The organism is Pseudomonas reactans (assembly GCF_013385825.1).
Taxonomy (GTDB): Bacteria; Pseudomonadota; Gammaproteobacteria; order Pseudomonadales; family Pseudomonadaceae; genus Aquipseudomonas; species Aquipseudomonas reactans.
In genome coordinates, this window is record NZ_JACAPG010000005.1 from 90,542 (window position 1) to 105,333 (window position 14,792).

At 59.8% G+C, this 14,792-nt stretch carries 14 protein-coding genes; 1 reads left to right on the forward strand and 13 read right to left on the reverse strand.

Annotation, left to right across the window (positions count from 1 at the left end; all coding sequences use genetic code 11):
- Window positions 1-16: 16 nt before the first annotated feature.
- From nuoF to HX868_RS05190, 13 genes are all read right to left on the reverse strand, one after another.
- The gene (gene nuoF, locus HX868_RS05130; RefSeq protein WP_016975547.1) at window positions 17-1,372 is read right to left on the reverse strand and encodes an NADH-quinone oxidoreductase subunit NuoF; all 1,356 of its coding nucleotides are present in this window, start codon (window positions 1,370-1,372) and stop codon (window positions 17-19) included.
- Window positions 1,369-1,866: an NADH-quinone oxidoreductase subunit NuoE gene (nuoE, locus tag HX868_RS05135; protein WP_016975546.1), complete on the reverse strand. Its 498-nt coding sequence runs from the start codon at window positions 1,864-1,866 to the stop codon at window positions 1,369-1,371. The genes nuoF and nuoE overlap by 4 nt, the downstream gene beginning before the upstream one ends.
- Before the next feature lie 2 nt (window positions 1,867-1,868).
- Window positions 1,869-3,653 (reverse strand): NADH-quinone oxidoreductase subunit C/D, encoded by a 1,785-nt coding sequence (nuoC, locus tag HX868_RS05140; RefSeq protein WP_177002133.1) that lies wholly within the window; start codon window positions 3,651-3,653, stop codon window positions 1,869-1,871.
- A gap of 72 nt (window positions 3,654-3,725) precedes the next feature.
- Window positions 3,726-4,400, reverse strand: coding sequence for a NuoB/complex I 20 kDa subunit family protein (locus HX868_RS05145; RefSeq protein WP_016975544.1), 675 nt, complete (start codon window positions 4,398-4,400; stop codon window positions 3,726-3,728).
- 10 nt (window positions 4,401-4,410) lie between these two features.
- Window positions 4,411-4,824, reverse strand: coding sequence for an NADH-quinone oxidoreductase subunit A (locus HX868_RS05150; protein ID WP_003219575.1), 414 nt, complete (start codon window positions 4,822-4,824; stop codon window positions 4,411-4,413).
- A 632-nt stretch (window positions 4,825-5,456) separates the two neighbouring features.
- Window positions 5,457-6,782 carry an isocitrate lyase gene (gene aceA, locus HX868_RS05155; protein ID WP_034120253.1) on the reverse strand — a complete coding sequence of 442 codons (1,326 nt, stop codon included), beginning with the start codon at window positions 6,780-6,782 and terminating at the stop codon, window positions 5,457-5,459.
- 491 nt (window positions 6,783-7,273) lie between these two features.
- On the reverse strand, window positions 7,274-8,011 hold the full coding sequence (locus HX868_RS05160) for a secretin N-terminal domain-containing protein (protein WP_177002134.1): 738 nt from the start codon (window positions 8,009-8,011) through the stop codon (window positions 7,274-7,276).
- 210 nt (window positions 8,012-8,221) lie between these two features.
- Window positions 8,222-8,644 (reverse strand): GNAT family N-acetyltransferase, encoded by a 423-nt coding sequence (locus HX868_RS05165; protein ID WP_095015613.1) that lies wholly within the window; start codon window positions 8,642-8,644, stop codon window positions 8,222-8,224.
- The gene (locus HX868_RS05170; RefSeq protein ID WP_177002135.1) at window positions 8,637-9,803 is read right to left on the reverse strand and encodes a ribosomal protein uL16 3-hydroxylase; all 1,167 of its coding nucleotides are present in this window, start codon (window positions 9,801-9,803) and stop codon (window positions 8,637-8,639) included. Before HX868_RS05170 ends, HX868_RS05165 begins: the two co-directional genes overlap by 8 nt.
- An 84-nt stretch (window positions 9,804-9,887) precedes the next feature.
- Window positions 9,888-11,258, reverse strand: a complete 1,371-nt coding sequence (purB, locus tag HX868_RS05175) for an adenylosuccinate lyase (RefSeq protein WP_177002136.1) — start codon at window positions 11,256-11,258, stop codon at window positions 9,888-9,890.
- Between the two features lie 124 nt (window positions 11,259-11,382).
- A complete protein-coding gene (gene hflD, locus HX868_RS05180; RefSeq protein ID WP_016975539.1) occupies window positions 11,383-12,006 on the reverse strand; it encodes a high frequency lysogenization protein HflD in 624 nt (207 codons plus the stop codon).
- Window positions 12,003-13,127, reverse strand: a complete 1,125-nt coding sequence (gene mnmA / locus HX868_RS05185) for a tRNA 2-thiouridine(34) synthase MnmA (protein ID WP_177002137.1) — start codon at window positions 13,125-13,127, stop codon at window positions 12,003-12,005. Before mnmA ends, hflD begins: the two co-directional genes overlap by 4 nt.
- Window positions 13,128-13,186: 59 nt before the next feature.
- Window positions 13,187-13,633, reverse strand: coding sequence for an NUDIX hydrolase (locus HX868_RS05190; RefSeq protein ID WP_177002138.1), 447 nt, complete (start codon window positions 13,631-13,633; stop codon window positions 13,187-13,189).
- A 248-nt stretch (window positions 13,634-13,881) separates the two neighbouring features.
- On the opposite strand from HX868_RS05190, the gene HX868_RS05195 reads away from it, so the two are divergent.
- A complete protein-coding gene (locus HX868_RS05195; RefSeq protein WP_177002139.1) occupies window positions 13,882-14,778 on the forward strand; it encodes a DMT family transporter in 897 nt (298 codons plus the stop codon).
- The last annotated feature ends 14 nt before the right edge of the window (window positions 14,779-14,792 follow it).

Here is a 14,792-nt window from a genome sequence, read left to right on the forward strand (position 1 = left end):
TTCGCCTTTTAAAGCGTTACGCGCCGACTACGATCGGCTTTGCCAGAGGCGGGACGGCGGCGCTGGTAGGCGCGATGCCGGCTTCGAACTCCGAGCGGAAGTATTTGATGGCACTGCCCAATGGCTCCACGGCGCCCGGTGCGTGAGCACAGAAGGTCTTGCCTGGGCCAAGGAAACCGACCAGGCCGAGCAGGGTTTCGATATCACCCTCGCGGCCTTCGCCATTTTCCAGCGCCATCAGCAGCTTCACGCTCCACGGCAGACCGTCGCGGCATGGGGTGCAGAAACCGCAGGATTCACGGGCAAAGAACTGCTCCATGTTGCGTAGCAACGAGACCATGTTCACGGTGTTGTCCACCGCCATCGCCAGGCCCGTACCCATCCGGGTGCCGACCTTGCCGATGCCGCCGGCGTACATCTGTGCGTCGAGGTGCTCGGGGAGCAGGAAGCCGGTGCCGGCGCCGCCTGGCTGCCAGGCTTTCAAGGTGTAGCCGTCGCGCATGCCGCCGGCGTAGTCCTCGAACAGCTCGCGTGCGGTCACGCCGAACGGCAGCTCCCACAGGCCAGGGTTCTTGACCTTGCCGGAGAAGCCCATGAGCTTGGTGCCCATGTCTTCACTGCCTTCGCGGGCCAACGATTTGTACCAGTCCACGCCGTCGGCAATGATTGCCGGCACGTTGCACAGGGTTTCGACGTTGTTCACGCAAGTCGGCTTGCCCCACACGCCGACAGCGGCGGGGAAGGGCGGCTTGGAGCGCGGGTTGGCGCGGCGGCCTTCGAGGGAGTTGATCAGTGCGGTTTCTTCACCGCAGATATAACGCCCGGCGCCGGTGTGTACGAACAGTTCGAAGTCAAAACCCGAACCGAGGATATTCTTGCCCAACAGGCCTGCTGCCTTGGCTTCTTCTACCGCACGGTTGAGGTGCTTGGCGGCGGTGGTGTATTCGCCACGCAGGAAGATATAGCCACGGTAGGTTTTCAACGCGCGGGCGCTGATCAGCATGCCTTCGATCAGCAGATGGGGCAGTTGCTCCATCAGCATGCGGTCTTTCCAGGTGTTCGGCTCCATTTCATCCGCGTTGCACAGCAGGTAACGGATGTTGATGGATTCGTCCTTGGGCATCAGGCCCCACTTCACGCCCGTGGGGAAGCCTGCACCGCCGCGACCTTTCAAGCCTGCGTCTTTCACGGTCTGGACGATGTCGTCCTGGGCCATGTCGGCAAAGGCTTTGCGCGCCGCCGCGTAGCCGTTCTTGGCCTGGTACTCGTCGAGCCACACGGGCTCGGCATCGTCACGCAGGCGCCAGGTCAGCGGGTGGGTCTCAGGCGAACGCTTGATCAGGTTGGCCGGGCCGAAAGATGTAAGGGTCATGGGTAGCCCTCGAGCAATTGGGTCACGCCAGTTGCCTGCACGTCACCGAATGTGTCGTCGTCGATCATCAACGCCGGCGCCTTGTCGCAGTTGCCCAGGCAGCACACTGGCAGCAGCGTGAAGCGGCCGTCAGGGGTGGTTTGGCCGAGGCCGATGCCCAGTTTGGTCTGGATCGCGTCAACCACCGATTCGTGGCCGCCGATATAGCAGACCATGCTGTCGCACACGCGAATGATGTGGCGACCGACCGGCTGACGGAAGATCTGGCTGTAGAACGTGGCCACGCCCTCAACGTCGCTGGCAGGGATGCCGAGGATCTCGCCGATGGCGTAGAGGGCGCCATCCGGCACCCAGCCACGTTCCTTCTGGACGATCTTCAAGGCTTCGATCGACGCCGCGCGCGGGTCTTCGTAGTGATGCAGCTCGTGCTCGATGGCCGAGCGCTCGGTTTCACTTAGGGTGAAACGGTCTGTCTGGATAAGCGTGCTGTTCATGCTTAGCGGTCCACGTCGGCCATAACGAAATCGATACTACCCAGGTACGCAATCAAGTCCGCGACCATCTCGCCTTTGATCACCGAAGGGATCTGCTGCAAGTGGGCAAAGCTTGGGGTACGGATCCGGGTGCGGTAGCTCATGGTGCCGCCATCGCTCGTCAGGTAATAACTGTTGATACCCTTGGTCGCTTCAATCATCTGGAAGGATTCGTTGGCCGGCATGACCGGGCCCCACGAAACCTGCAGGAAGTGCGTGATCAGGGTTTCGATGTGCTGCAGCGTGCGCTCTTTCGGCGGCGGCGTGGTCAGCGGGTGATCCGCCTTGTACGGGCCGGCCGGCATGTTGCGCATGCACTGCTCGATGATCTTCAGGCTCTGGCGCATTTCTTCGACGCGCACGATGCAACGGTCGTAGGCATCGCCATTGGCCGCCAGCGGCACTTCGAATTCGAAGTTCTCGTAGCCGGAGTACGGACGCGCTTTACGCAGGTCGAAATCGCAACCCGTTGAGCGCAGACCGGCACCGGTGACGCCCCATTCCAACGCCTCTTTGGTGTTGTACTGGGCGACGCCGATGGTACGGCCCTTGAGGATGCTGTTATCCAGCGCAGCCTTTTGGTACTCGTCCAGACGCTTGGGCATCCAGTCGATGAATTCCTTGACCAGGCGCTCCCAGCCATTCGGTAGGTCGTGGGCAACACCGCCGATACGGTACCAGGCCGGGTGCAGACGGAAGCCGGTGATGGCTTCGATGACCTTGTAGGCACGCTGACGGTCGGTGAAGGTGAAGAACACCGGGGTCATGGCGCCGACGTCCTGGATATAGGTACCCAGGAACAGCAGGTGGCTGGTGATCCGGAAGAACTCGGCCATCATGATGCGGATGGTGTCGACGCGGTCCGGTACCTTGATGCCGGCCAGCTTCTCGACCGAGAGCACGTACGGCAGGTTGTTCATCACGCCGCCGAGGTAGTCGATACGGTCGGTGTACGGGATGAAGCTGTGCCACGACTGACGCTCGGCCATCTTCTCGGCACCACGGTGGTGGTAGCCGATGTCCGGGACGCAGTCGACGATTTCTTCGCCGTCCAGTTGCAGGATGATACGGAAGGCACCGTGAGCCGAAGGGTGGTTCGGGCCCAGGTTGAGGAACATGTAGTCCTCGTTGGTGCCAGAGCGTTTCATGCCCCAGTCTTCCGGACGGAAACGCGCCGCTTCCTCTTCAAGCTGTTGCTTGGCGAGGTTGAGGCTGAACGGGTCGAATTCAGTGGCGCGGGCAGGGAAGTCCTTGCGCAGCGGGTGACCTTCCCAGGTCGGCGGCATCATGATGCGCGTCAGGTGCGGGTGGCCCGGGAAGTCGATACCGAACATGTCCCACACTTCACGCTCGTACCAGCTGGCGTTCGGCCAGATACCGGTGACGGTCGGGACGCTCAAGTCGCTTTCGTTTAGTGCGACCTTGATCATCACGTCGCTGTTACGTTCCAGCGACATCAGGTGGTAGAACACGGTGAAATCGGCGCCGCTCGGCAGGCCCTGGCGCTTGGTGCGCAGACGCTCGTCCACGCCATGCAGGTCATAGAGCATGACGTACGGCTTGGGCAGGTTGCGCAGGAAGGTCAGGACTTCGACGAGCTTGGCGCGCGCCACCCACAGCACCGGCATACCGGTGCGCGTGGCCTGGGCGGTGAAGGCGTCAGGGCCAAAACGGTTATTGAGTTCGACGACCACATCCTGGTCGTCTGCCTTATAAGGCGGGATGTACAGAGCGCTGCCTGTAGTCATGGTTTTTTTATCGCTTTCGGTCAACGTAAAGAATGAAGCCAGGTGTTCGTTCTATAAAAGAAGCGGGCTGGATCAGACTTCGTCAGGGCTGCGCAGGTTGGTGACTGCGATTCGCTGTTCGCGGCGCTCTTCCTTTTGCGAAGGCATCTCGGCGCGGTACACGCCTTGATCGCCGACGACCCAGGAAAGCGGGCGACGCTCCTTGCCAATCGATTCCTGCAGCAGCATCAAGCCTTGCAGGAATGCTTCAGGGCGGGGCGGGCAGCCAGGCACGTAGACGTCCACGGGCAGGAACTTGTCCACCCCTTGAACGACGGAGTAGATGTCGTACATGCCACCGGAGTTGGCGCACGAACCCATGGAGATAACCCACTTCGGCTCGAGCATTTGCTCGTAGAGACGCTGGATGATCGGCGCCATCTTGATAAAGCAGGTGCCGGCGATAACCATGAAATCCGCCTGGCGCGGTGATGCCCGGATAACTTCGGCGCCAAAGCGCGCGATGTCGTGGGGCGCCGTGAAGGCGGTGGTCATTTCCACGTAGCAGCACGAAAGGCCGAAGTTGTACGGCCACAGGGAGTTCTTACGTCCCCAGTTGACCGCGCCACTCAGCACGTCTTCGAGCTTGCCCATGTAGATGTTTTTGTGGACTTGATCTTCTAACGGATCGGAAACGGTTTCCCGTTCGCCGATAGGGTACTGATCGTTAGGAGCATCCGGGTCGATCCTGGTGAGATTGTATTGCATCGCCAAAGCCTCATTGTTTCAGCTTCGCTTGCCGCTTACGACGAGCTTCCGGAGCCCAGTCAAGGGCGCCCACTCGGAATAGGTAGACAAGGCCTGCCAACAGAATTGCTATGAAAACGAGAGCTTCGACGAATCCGGTCCAGCCGCTTTCGCGGACGGACACAGACCAGGCAAAGAGAAAGAGGGCTTCGATATCGAAGATCACGAACAGCATCGCGACCAGATAGAATTTGGCTGAGAGCCGCAAGCGGGCGCCACCTGTAGGCAGCATGCCGGACTCGAACGGTTCATTTTTGCTGCGGCCCCAGGCTTTTGACCCGAGGAGGCTGGAGACACCAAGCATGAAGGCGCAGAGGCCGACAACACCGAGGAGGAAAATGGCAAAGCCCCAGTTGTGGGCCATGAGTCCTGTCGCTTCGGTCATGCTGGAAATCCTTAACAGAGAGCAAAAGTCTCTGAGCTCGAAAAAGTAACGATGCAGTGACGATATGTCGCACTGCAATCAATCGCGGTGATTTTATGGCTAAACACCGGGCAAGTAAAATTCCTATAGCGAAATTATTCGATGGAATAAGGACATAGTGCACCTTCGTGGGGCTGTAGCCCTTGTGTGGTGGGCATTAGCGGGCATTTAATCAAATGTGTTTTGTTTAGACTGTAACGAAGTTTTCATACGCCAAATGATAATGAATATTGTTTGCGTGGGGTTTAAGCGAATGTTTCTCGTGTGGCGAGGGAAGTTGCCGTAACTTGCTTGATTGTCGCTTAGTTGCTGACGGGGATCTTTTAACCGATCTGAACCACGCGAATACCGCTCTGGATCAATGTTTTGCACATTTTTTCATGCGCGCCGCCCTGTAGGAGCCGGCTTGCCGGCGATGAGGCCCTTGAATCTTGCGGTGATTTCAACGTCGCCATCGCCGGCAAGCCGGCTCCTACAGAGTGTGGTGTTTTTGCTGTGGGCAAAAAAAACGCCCCGAACAGGTCGGGGCGTGATTGTTGTGCGGCACTGCGGTTAGGCCTTCCTTGGGGCCGCAGTGGCCGTGTACGCAGTGCTTAGTGGAACTGCTCTTCTTCGGTCGAACCGGTCAGCGCGGTTACGGACGAGGTGCCACCCTGGATCACGGTGGTCATGTCGTCGAAGTAGCCGGTGCCCACTTCCTGCTGGTGCGCCACGAAGGTGTAACCCTTCGATGCGTCAGCGAACTCCTGCTCTTGCAGCTTCACGTAGGCGGTCATGTCGTTGCGGGCGTAGTCGTGCGCCAGGTTGAACATGCTGTGCCACATGTTGTGAATGCCGGCCAGGGTGATGAACTGGTGCTTGTAGCCCATGGCGGACAGTTCGCGCTGGAACTTGGCGATGGTCGCGTCGTCCAGGTTTTTCTTCCAGTTGAAAGAAGGCGAGCAGTTGTAGGACAGCAGTTGGTCCGGGTATTCCTTCTTGATCGCTTCGGCGAAACGGCGGGCTTCGTCCAGGTCCGGCTTGGCGGTTTCGCACCAGATCAGGTCGGCGTATGGCGCGTAGGCCAGGCCGCGGGCAATCGCCTGGTCCAGGCCGGCACGTACCTTGTAGAAACCTTCCTGAGTGCGCTCGCCGGTCACGAACGGTTGGTCGTACGGGTCGCAGTCCGAAGTCAGTAGGTCAGCAGCGTTGGCGTCGGTACGCGCCAGGATGATGGTCGGAGTACCGGCAACGTCAGCAGCCAAGCGGGCAGCGGTCAGCTTCTGCACGGCTTCCTGGGTCGGAACCAGTACCTTGCCGCCCATGTGGCCACATTTCTTCACGGAAGCCAGTTGGTCTTCGAAGTGCACGCCGGCAGCGCCAGCCTCGATCATGCTCTTCATCAGCTCGTAGGCGTTCAGTACGCCGCCGAAACCGGCTTCAGCGTCAGCCACGATCGGCGCGAAGTAGTCGATGTAGCCTTCGTCGCCTGGGTTCTTGCCGGCTTTCCACTGGATCTGGTCGGCGCGACGGAACGAGTTGTTGATGCGCTTGACCACGGTTGGAACCGAATCCACCGGGTACAGCGATTGGTCGGGGTACATGGATTCAGCGGAGTTGTTGTCCGCTGCCACTTGCCAGCCGGACAGGTAGATCGCCTGGATACCGGCTTTTACCTGTTGTACTGCCTGGCCGCCAGTGAGGGCACCCATGCAGTTGACGAAATCTTTGTCGGGACGGAAGGAAGGCTTGGCACCTTGGGTCACCAGGTTCCACAGCTTCTCGGCGCCGAGTTTTGCAAAGGTGTGCTCAGGTTGAACCGAGCCACGCAGGCGGACGACGTCAGCAGCGGAATAAGCGCGGGTCACGCCTTTCCAGCGTGGGTTTTCAGCCCAGTCTTTTTCGAGGGCTGCAATTTGCTGTTCGCGTGTCAGTGCCATGGAAGTAAACCTCGTCGCGTCTTCTTGTGGTGGAAAAAATCCATTTGCCAGCCCTGCATTCAAATGCGTGGGCAGGGCTGCTCGCTGACCAGAAGCTTAGGCGGTCATGTCGGGTCTGGCGGGGAATGCGACGGGATGAACGATTGGCGAGAGGGGCGGTAGGTAAAGGCGGGCCGCGAACAGTCTGAGGGCGTCGTGGGCCCTTGGGTGTTCAACAGCGTGTAGCCGGGTTACCTGGTTAGCTTCCGTCCCTCGGGACAACTTCGTTCCAGTCGCAACCTCGTCAAACACGCCTTGTGGGCGGTACAGACACGAATCGGCTCAGGTGGGTAGCTTAGAGCGGCGATCCGAAGGCCCTTGCCAGGGCCCCTGATTAGCGGGAGCGAGGCCATCATGCCCATGCTTTTTTGGATCGTCAAATGTTTTGTAGTGCTTTTTTTCAAGCACTACATCTTTAGTCTAATACGACTCATCAGTCAGTTTTTGGTGCTTCAGTTCAGGGTGTCGACCTTGACCCGCACAGTCAGGTCGTCACGGCCCTGAGTAGAGTAGCTGCGGGTTGTAGAGGATTTGTCGGCCTGGGTTTCGCGATTGATGCCGGCCAGGGGGATCCACTCGCCTAGTCGCCCGCTGACAGTTGTGTCGGTGCTTTGCACATTCACTACATCGGGACGCTCCTGGCTCATGCGGTCACGGTTGGTACTGATCGCCAGGTGCACGGTCTCGCCGGTAACGCTTGCAGTCACATAGAAACCCTGGGTGACGTTGCGATACTGGGTCTGGTTCTGCAGGCGGCCGTAGCTGTCTTGCTGGGTGGTGGTCAGCGGGACGCTCTGGCCGACCTGGATCAGTGCGGGCACGCCTTCGCTAGCCTGGATCTGCTGGATCCCGCCGTCGCGGCTGGCAGTGCCGTAGCTGATGATGCGGGTCTGGCTGTCGCCGCTGTTCTGCTGGTTGTTTTCGTTGGTGTCGACGGTGATCAGCAGGCGCTTGGCCGGGGTGTCGAGCTGTGAGAGCAGGGTGCGCAAGTCTTGGATCTTGGCGGGGGCAGCGTTGACAATAAGCTGGTTGCCGTAGGCGCTGACGGTGCCGTCCTTGCCGATGAAGTTCTGCGCAACGGGCAGCAGGTCGGTGCTGGTACGGTTGCTCAGGTTGACGACTTCAGTGTCAGCCATGGCTGAAACGCTGGCGGTCAGGAGAAGGGCGGTGAGCAGGGTGCGTAGGGACATGTCCGTTATCTCTGCAGTCATTTAGGCTGGATAGTGCCAGTTTGTCGGCCTGGCAGGTCGCAAATTGAATCGTAGACGGCAAAATGCCCTGCATGGCAGGGCATTTTGAGTGTTGCTGGTATCGCTATCGCCGGCAAGCCGGCTCCTACAGAGGAGCGCGCATTTTTGTAGGAGCCGGCTTGCCGGCGATAAGGGCGACGCGGTTCCGGATCAGCCCTCGCGCACCATATCGACGTGCGGAATCCCGACTTCAAGGAATTCGTCACTGACGATCTTGAAGCCCAGTCGCTCATAGAACGGCGCCGCATACACCTGCGCACTCAGGAACTGCTTGGCCTGGCCGCGCTGCTCGGCCACGCCGATCACCGCTTCCATCAGCTTGTCACCGACCTTCAGCCCGCGCCAGTCCTTGAGCACTGAAACGCGTCCGATCTCGCCGCTGGGCAGCAGGCGCGCGGTGCCAATCGGAAAATCGCCTTCGAATGCAAGGAAATGCACCGCGCCGGCGTCATCCGCGTCCCACTCCAGCTCTGGCGGAACCGATTGTTCAGCGATAAACACCGCTTCACGAATGCGCCGAATCTCGGCGATATCCTTTTGCCAGTCCGCGACACTTACGTGAATCTTATTCATCGGCAAATCCCAGGCTTCCTTGCTTGACCAACTCGCACAGCAGGTCGCGACCGTCTTCGTCCGCCAGCCACGGGCCGAGGTTTTCGGCGTGCAGGGCGTCGGCGGCGCAGATCAGCTTGAGCAGTTCGCGCAGCTTGCCCGGCAGGTAACGGCTTTGGCCGCTGGCGAACAGCAGCACGTCGTCGTCGACTTCCGACCAGGCCATGCGCGCGCTCGGGTTGCGTACCAGGATCGCGCCGTCTTGCAGGGCGCTGATGAAGTCTTCTTCGCCCAGTTCCTCGCCGGCCACCAGTTCAGGATAGCGCGGTTCGGTCATGAACTGGCCGAACCAGGTCAGCAGCATGCGCTCGTCGCTCATGTGCTCGGCCAGCAGGCTCTTGAGGCGATCCAGCGCGTCGCTCTGGATCTGGTGCGGGTCGCTGACCGGCTGGGCGTCGGCGTCGGTGTAGCGTTCTTCGTCCGTCAGGTATTGGCTGAGGAAGTCGGTGAAGTGGGTCAGCACTTCAGCAGCGCTCGGTGCACGGAAGCCCACGGAGTAGGTCATGCAGTCATCTTCGGCAATGCCGAAGTGCGCCAGGCGTGGCGGCAGGTAGAGCATATCGCCCGGTTCCAGCACCCATTCGGCGCTCTCTTCGAATTCGGCGAGGATGCGCAGGTCGGCGTGCTGCAGCAGCGGGCTTTCCGAGTTGCACATCTGGCCGATCTTCCAGTTGCGCTTGCCCTGGGCTTGCAGCAGGAACACGTCGTAGTTGTCGAAGTGCGGACCCACGCTGCCGCCGGGCGCGGCGAAGCTGATCATCACGTCGTCGATGCGCCAGCTTGGCAGGAAGCGGAACTGCTCGAGCAATTCGGCCACTTCCGGCACGAACTGGTCGACGGCCTGCACCAGCAGGGTCCACTCGCGCTCAGGCAGGCTGCTGAAGGCATCTTCAGCAAACGGGCCGCGACGCAATTCCCACGCACGCTCGCCGTGTTCGATCACCAGGCGCGATTCGACTTCTTCTTCCAGGGCCAGGCCGGCCAGTTCGTCGGCGTCGATCGGGCTTTCGAAATCAGGGATGGCCTGGCGGATCAGCAGCGGCTTTTTCTGCCAGTAGTCGCGCAGGAATTCCCGTGCCGTGATGCCGCCCAGAAGTTGAAGAGGGATATCAGGATTCATGTGTAACCTATTGAAAAAAAGCACTTTTCAGACTGGAATAAAAACGCCCGGCGCGGCCGGGCGTCTCAAAGGGTCTTGCGAAGATCAGATGCGCTTGGCTTGCTCTACAGCGTTGCCGATGTAGTTGGCCGGAGTCAGCAGTTTCAGCTCGGCCTTGGCCGCGGCTGGCATGTCCAGGCCGTCGATGAAAGTCTGCAGTGCTTCAGGGCTGATGCCCTTGCCGCGCGTCAATTCTTTCAGTTTCTCGTACGGGTTTTCGATGTTGTAGCGACGCATCACGGTCTGGATCGGCTCGGCCAAGACTTCCCAGCACGCGTCCAGGTCAGCGGCGATCTTCTGCTCGTTGAGCTCCAGCTTGCTGATGCCCTTGAGGCTGGCTTCGTACGCGATCACGCTGTGAGCGAAGCCCACACCGAGGTTGCGCAGCACGGTGGAGTCGGTCAGGTCGCGCTGCCAGCGGGAGATCGGCAACTTGCTGGCCAGGTGCTGGAACAGCGCGTTGGCGATGCCGAGGTTGCCTTCGGAGTTTTCGAAGTCGATCGGGTTGACCTTGTGCGGCATGGTCGACGAACCGATTTCACCGGCAATGGTGCGCTGCTTGAAGTAGCCCAGGGAGATGTAGCCCCAGATATCGCGATCGAAGTCGATCAGGATGGTGTTGAAGCGCGCAATGGCGTCGAACAGCTCGGCGATGTAGTCGTGCGGTTCGATCTGCGTGGTGTACGGGTTGAAATCCAGGCCCAGCTCGTCTTCGATGAAGGCGCGGGCGTTGGCTTCCCAGTCGATCTCAGGGTAGGCCGACAGGTGAGCGTTGTAGTTGCCCACGGCGCCGTTGATCTTGCCCAGCAGCGGCACGGCCGCAACTTGAGCGATCTGACGCTCCAGGCGGTACACCACGTTGGCCAGTTCTTTGCCCAGGGTGGTCGGCGACGCCGGCTGGCCGTGGGTGCGCGACAGCATCGGCACGTCGGCGAAGCGGATGGCCAGTTCGCGGATGGCGTTGGCAGTCTGGCGCATCAGCGGCAGCATCACGTCATCACGGCCTTCACGCAGCATCAGGGCGTGGGACAGGTTGTTGATGTCCTCGCTGGTGCAGGCAAAGTGGATGAACTCGCTGACCTGGGCCAGTTCCGGCAGCTTGGCCGCTTGCTCTTTGAGCAGGTATTCGATGGCTTTGACGTCGTGGTTGGTGGTGCGCTCGATCTCTTTCACGCGCTCGGCGTGCTCTAGGGAGAAGTTTTCCGCCAGGGTGTTGAGCACAGCGTTGGCTTCGGCGGAAAACGCCGGCACTTCGCTGATGGCGGGGTGAGCGGCCAGGCGCTGGAGCCAGCGCACTTCAACCAGCACGCGAGCACGGATCAGGCCGTATTCGCTGAAAATAGGGCGCAGGGCCTGGGTTTTGCCGGCGTAGCGGCCGTCAACAGGGGAAACCGCAGTGAGCGAAGAGAGCTGCATGGGGTGTTCTCGGACAGTCGGGCAACGAAATGGGGCGCGTATCATACATGAAAAAATCCGCCGGTCCGTCGCCAACTGACCGGCGTATTACGCGTAACGCTTGAAAAAATGCGGTTGCTGCGACTTATTCGTTGCGCATCAACGGGTAAAGCTCTTTGAGCAATTTGCGGCGGCTGATCACCAACTGCCAACGATGACCGCCCAACTGGCGCCACAACCGTGCCGAACGAATACCGGCCAGGAGCAGGGCGCGGATTTTCGAGGCGTTGTTCGGTTGTTGCAGGTTGCGCATGTCGCCGTGCACCTGAATGCGCTGGCGCAAGGTGCTCAGGGTGTCTTGATACAGCGCACCACAGGCCGCGATCACGTTTTCGTGGGCCGGGCCGAAGTGTTCCACCTGGGATTGAATCTGTGGCAAACGCTTGCCGATGACCTCGAGCATGTCGTCGCGCTTGGCCAGTTGACGCTCAAGACCGAGCATCGACAGGGCGTAGCGCAATGGCTCGCGCTGCAACGTGCTGGGGTCGCGCTCAAGGGCGCCGATCAGCGCGCGGTAACCTTCACGCAACGCGATATCGTCGCCGCCGTAGACCTCCAGCGTGTCCTTGGGATCGCGGATAAGCAAGCTGCCGAGCATGCAGGTCAGGCCGGCTTCGGTGACCTGGCCGGTCTTGGCGATCTTGTCCACTAATACGGCGGCGAGGAAAACCCCGCCCAGCGCCGTCAATTGCTCCTGGGTCGGGCTCATGCCGATTTGCTCCAGGCTTCGGCCACTTCAATCACGCCGCCGCCCAGGCAGATTTCATCGTCGTAGAACACCACGGACTGGCCAGGTGTGACCGCGCGTTGCGGGTCATCAAAGGTGGCGCGGTAGCCGGTGGCAGTTTTTTCCAGGGTGCAGGGCTGGTCGCTTTGGCGATAACGCACTTTGGCGGTCAGGCGACGCGGCGTGCTCAGGTCGATCGGGTTGACCCAATAGATTTCCGAAGCGAGCAGGGCGCCGGAGAACAACAGTGGATGCTCGTTGCCTTGGCCGACGATCAGCACGTTGTTTTCCAGGTCCTTGACCAGCACGTACCACGGCTCTTCACCGGCGTCTTTCAAGCCGCCGATGCCCAGGCCCTGGCGTTGGCCGATGGTGTGGTACATCAGGCCATGGTGACGGCCGATGACTTCACCTTCGGTGGTGTGGATTTCGCCCGGTTGCGCCGGCAGGTACTGCTTGAGGAAGTCGCTGAAGCGGCGCTCGCCGATAAAGCAGATCCCGGTGGAATCCTTCTTCTTGGCGGTGGCCAGGCCGTGTTTCTCGGCGATCTTGCGCACTTCGGGTTTTTCCAACTCGCCCACCGGGAACAGGGTCTTGGCGATCTGTTCACCGCCGACGGCGTGCAGGAAGTAGCTCTGGTCCTTGTTCGGGTCCAGGCCTTTGAGCAGTTCGGTGCGACCATCGATATCGCGACGGCGCACATAGTGGCCAGTGGCGATCAGGTCGGCGCCGAGCATCATGGCGTAATCAAGGAACGCCTTGAACTTGATTTCACGGTTACACAGGATGTCCGGATTCGGCGTGCGGCCGGCCTTGTATTCGGCCAGGAAGTGCTCGAACACATTGTCCCAGTACTCAGCGGCGAAGTTGGCGGTGTGCAGCTTGATACCGATCTTGTCGCACACGGCCTGGGCGTCCGCCAGGTCGTCCATGGCGGTGCAGTATTCCGTTCCATCGTCTTCTTCCCAGTTCTTCATGAACAGGCCTTCCACCTCATAACCCTGCTCCATGAGCAGAACGGCGGAAACGGAAGAATCCACGCCGCCGGACATGCCGACGATGACGCGCTTCTTTTGTGTGTCAGAAGGGGCTGGATCACGCATAGGGTTTCAACGGGTGTCTTGAAAAAGGACGCGATTCTATCAGGCTCAGGCCTTCAAGGCTAAAGAGAAGGGCGGATCAATTCGAGACTGTGGCGCTGGCCGGCCAGATAGTCATCGATACAGCGGATGATCAGCTCGCTACGCCAGTCGTTGCGTACGGCCATCAGCTCGTCACGGGTCAGCCAGCGGGCGCGCAGGATGCCTTCGTCGAGTTGATAGTCTGGGTGGTGTTTCAAGGCCTTGGCGATGAAACAGACACGTTGATAAGTCACACCGTTGCTGGGGGCGGTGTAGAGGTAAATGCCGACGATGCCGGTGGCTTCGACGTCCCAGCCGGTTTCTTCGAGGGTTTCGCGGACTGCGGCTTCGGTGAGGGTTTCGTGCGGGTCGAGGTGGCCGGCGGGCTGGTTGAGCACGGCGCGGCCGCCTTTGAGTTCTTCGACCATGAGGAAGCGGCCGTTGTCCTCGACGATAGTGGCGACGGTGATGTGGGGTTGCCAGGTCATAAGCGGCCTCAAGGATGATGTGGCTGGAGAAACTTGGTCAATGTGTGGCTTGCCTGCGATGGCGATGGGTCAGTTGCAGCTATATCGGCTGGCAGGCAGCTATCGCAGGCAAGCCAGCTCCCACATTTTGATTGGGTTTCTTCAGTAAGTCTGCATAAGCGTTCTGCATGATGCGCCTTACATTTTATGATTTTACGGATGCCAGGGTCCGGCGCATTTTACCTCTTCAAGTCAATTTGGAGAGTGTCATGAGTCCGGTTGCCCACAAAAGCTACGAAGTACGTCTCACCTCACCGCTACCTATTGCCTTCATTCTGTTGTGGAGCTCCGGTTATATCGGCGGCGCCTTCGGCGTGCGTTATGGCGAGCCGTTCACCATGACGTTCTACCGATTTGCCCTGGCGGCGCTGGTTTTCCTGGGAGTTGCACTCGCGATTAATGCGCAATGGCCGAAAAAGCTTACGCCTTACCTTCACGCTGCTGCAGTTGGGTTGCTTCTGCAGGCGTTGCAGTTCGGTGGCTTGTACACCGGCATCAGTCAGGGCGTTCCAGCAGGGCAAGCCGCGCTGATCGTCGGGCTGATGCCGGTATTTGTCGTGATCGGTGCTTTTTTCTTTTTAGGTGAGCAATTGAGTTGGCGCGACCTGCCGGGGTCCATCCTGGGAGTCGGCGGTGTGGTTATTGTCGTGACCAGCAGCCTTTTCGGCACCGAGGCGTCATTAGGCGGGTATGGCGCAGTGGGCCTGGCGTTGTTGGGCATCACGTTAGGCACGCTCTATCAGAAGCGTTTTCTAGGTGGCGTGAACCTGTGGGTGGGCTGCTTCATTCAGATGGTTGTCGCGTCGCTGGTTATGTTGCTGCTGGCCTACACCACCGAAACCATGCGCGTGACCGAATGGGCGCCATTTGCAGCGTCGATAGCCTGGATCACGTTGATGAACTCCGTTGGGGCGCTAACGCTGCTGTATTTGATGATTCGCCGGGGGGAGGCAAGTAAGGCGACTAACTTGTTTCATGTTATTCCGGCGGTCACGCAGATCATGGCGTCGCTAGTATTGGGTGAAGTGCCGAGTGCGGTGGCGATTGTGGGGTTTGTTGTGTCGGCGGTTGGGGTTTATTTGATGAATCATTTGCGGGCGAAGTGAGTGGTATTGACAGA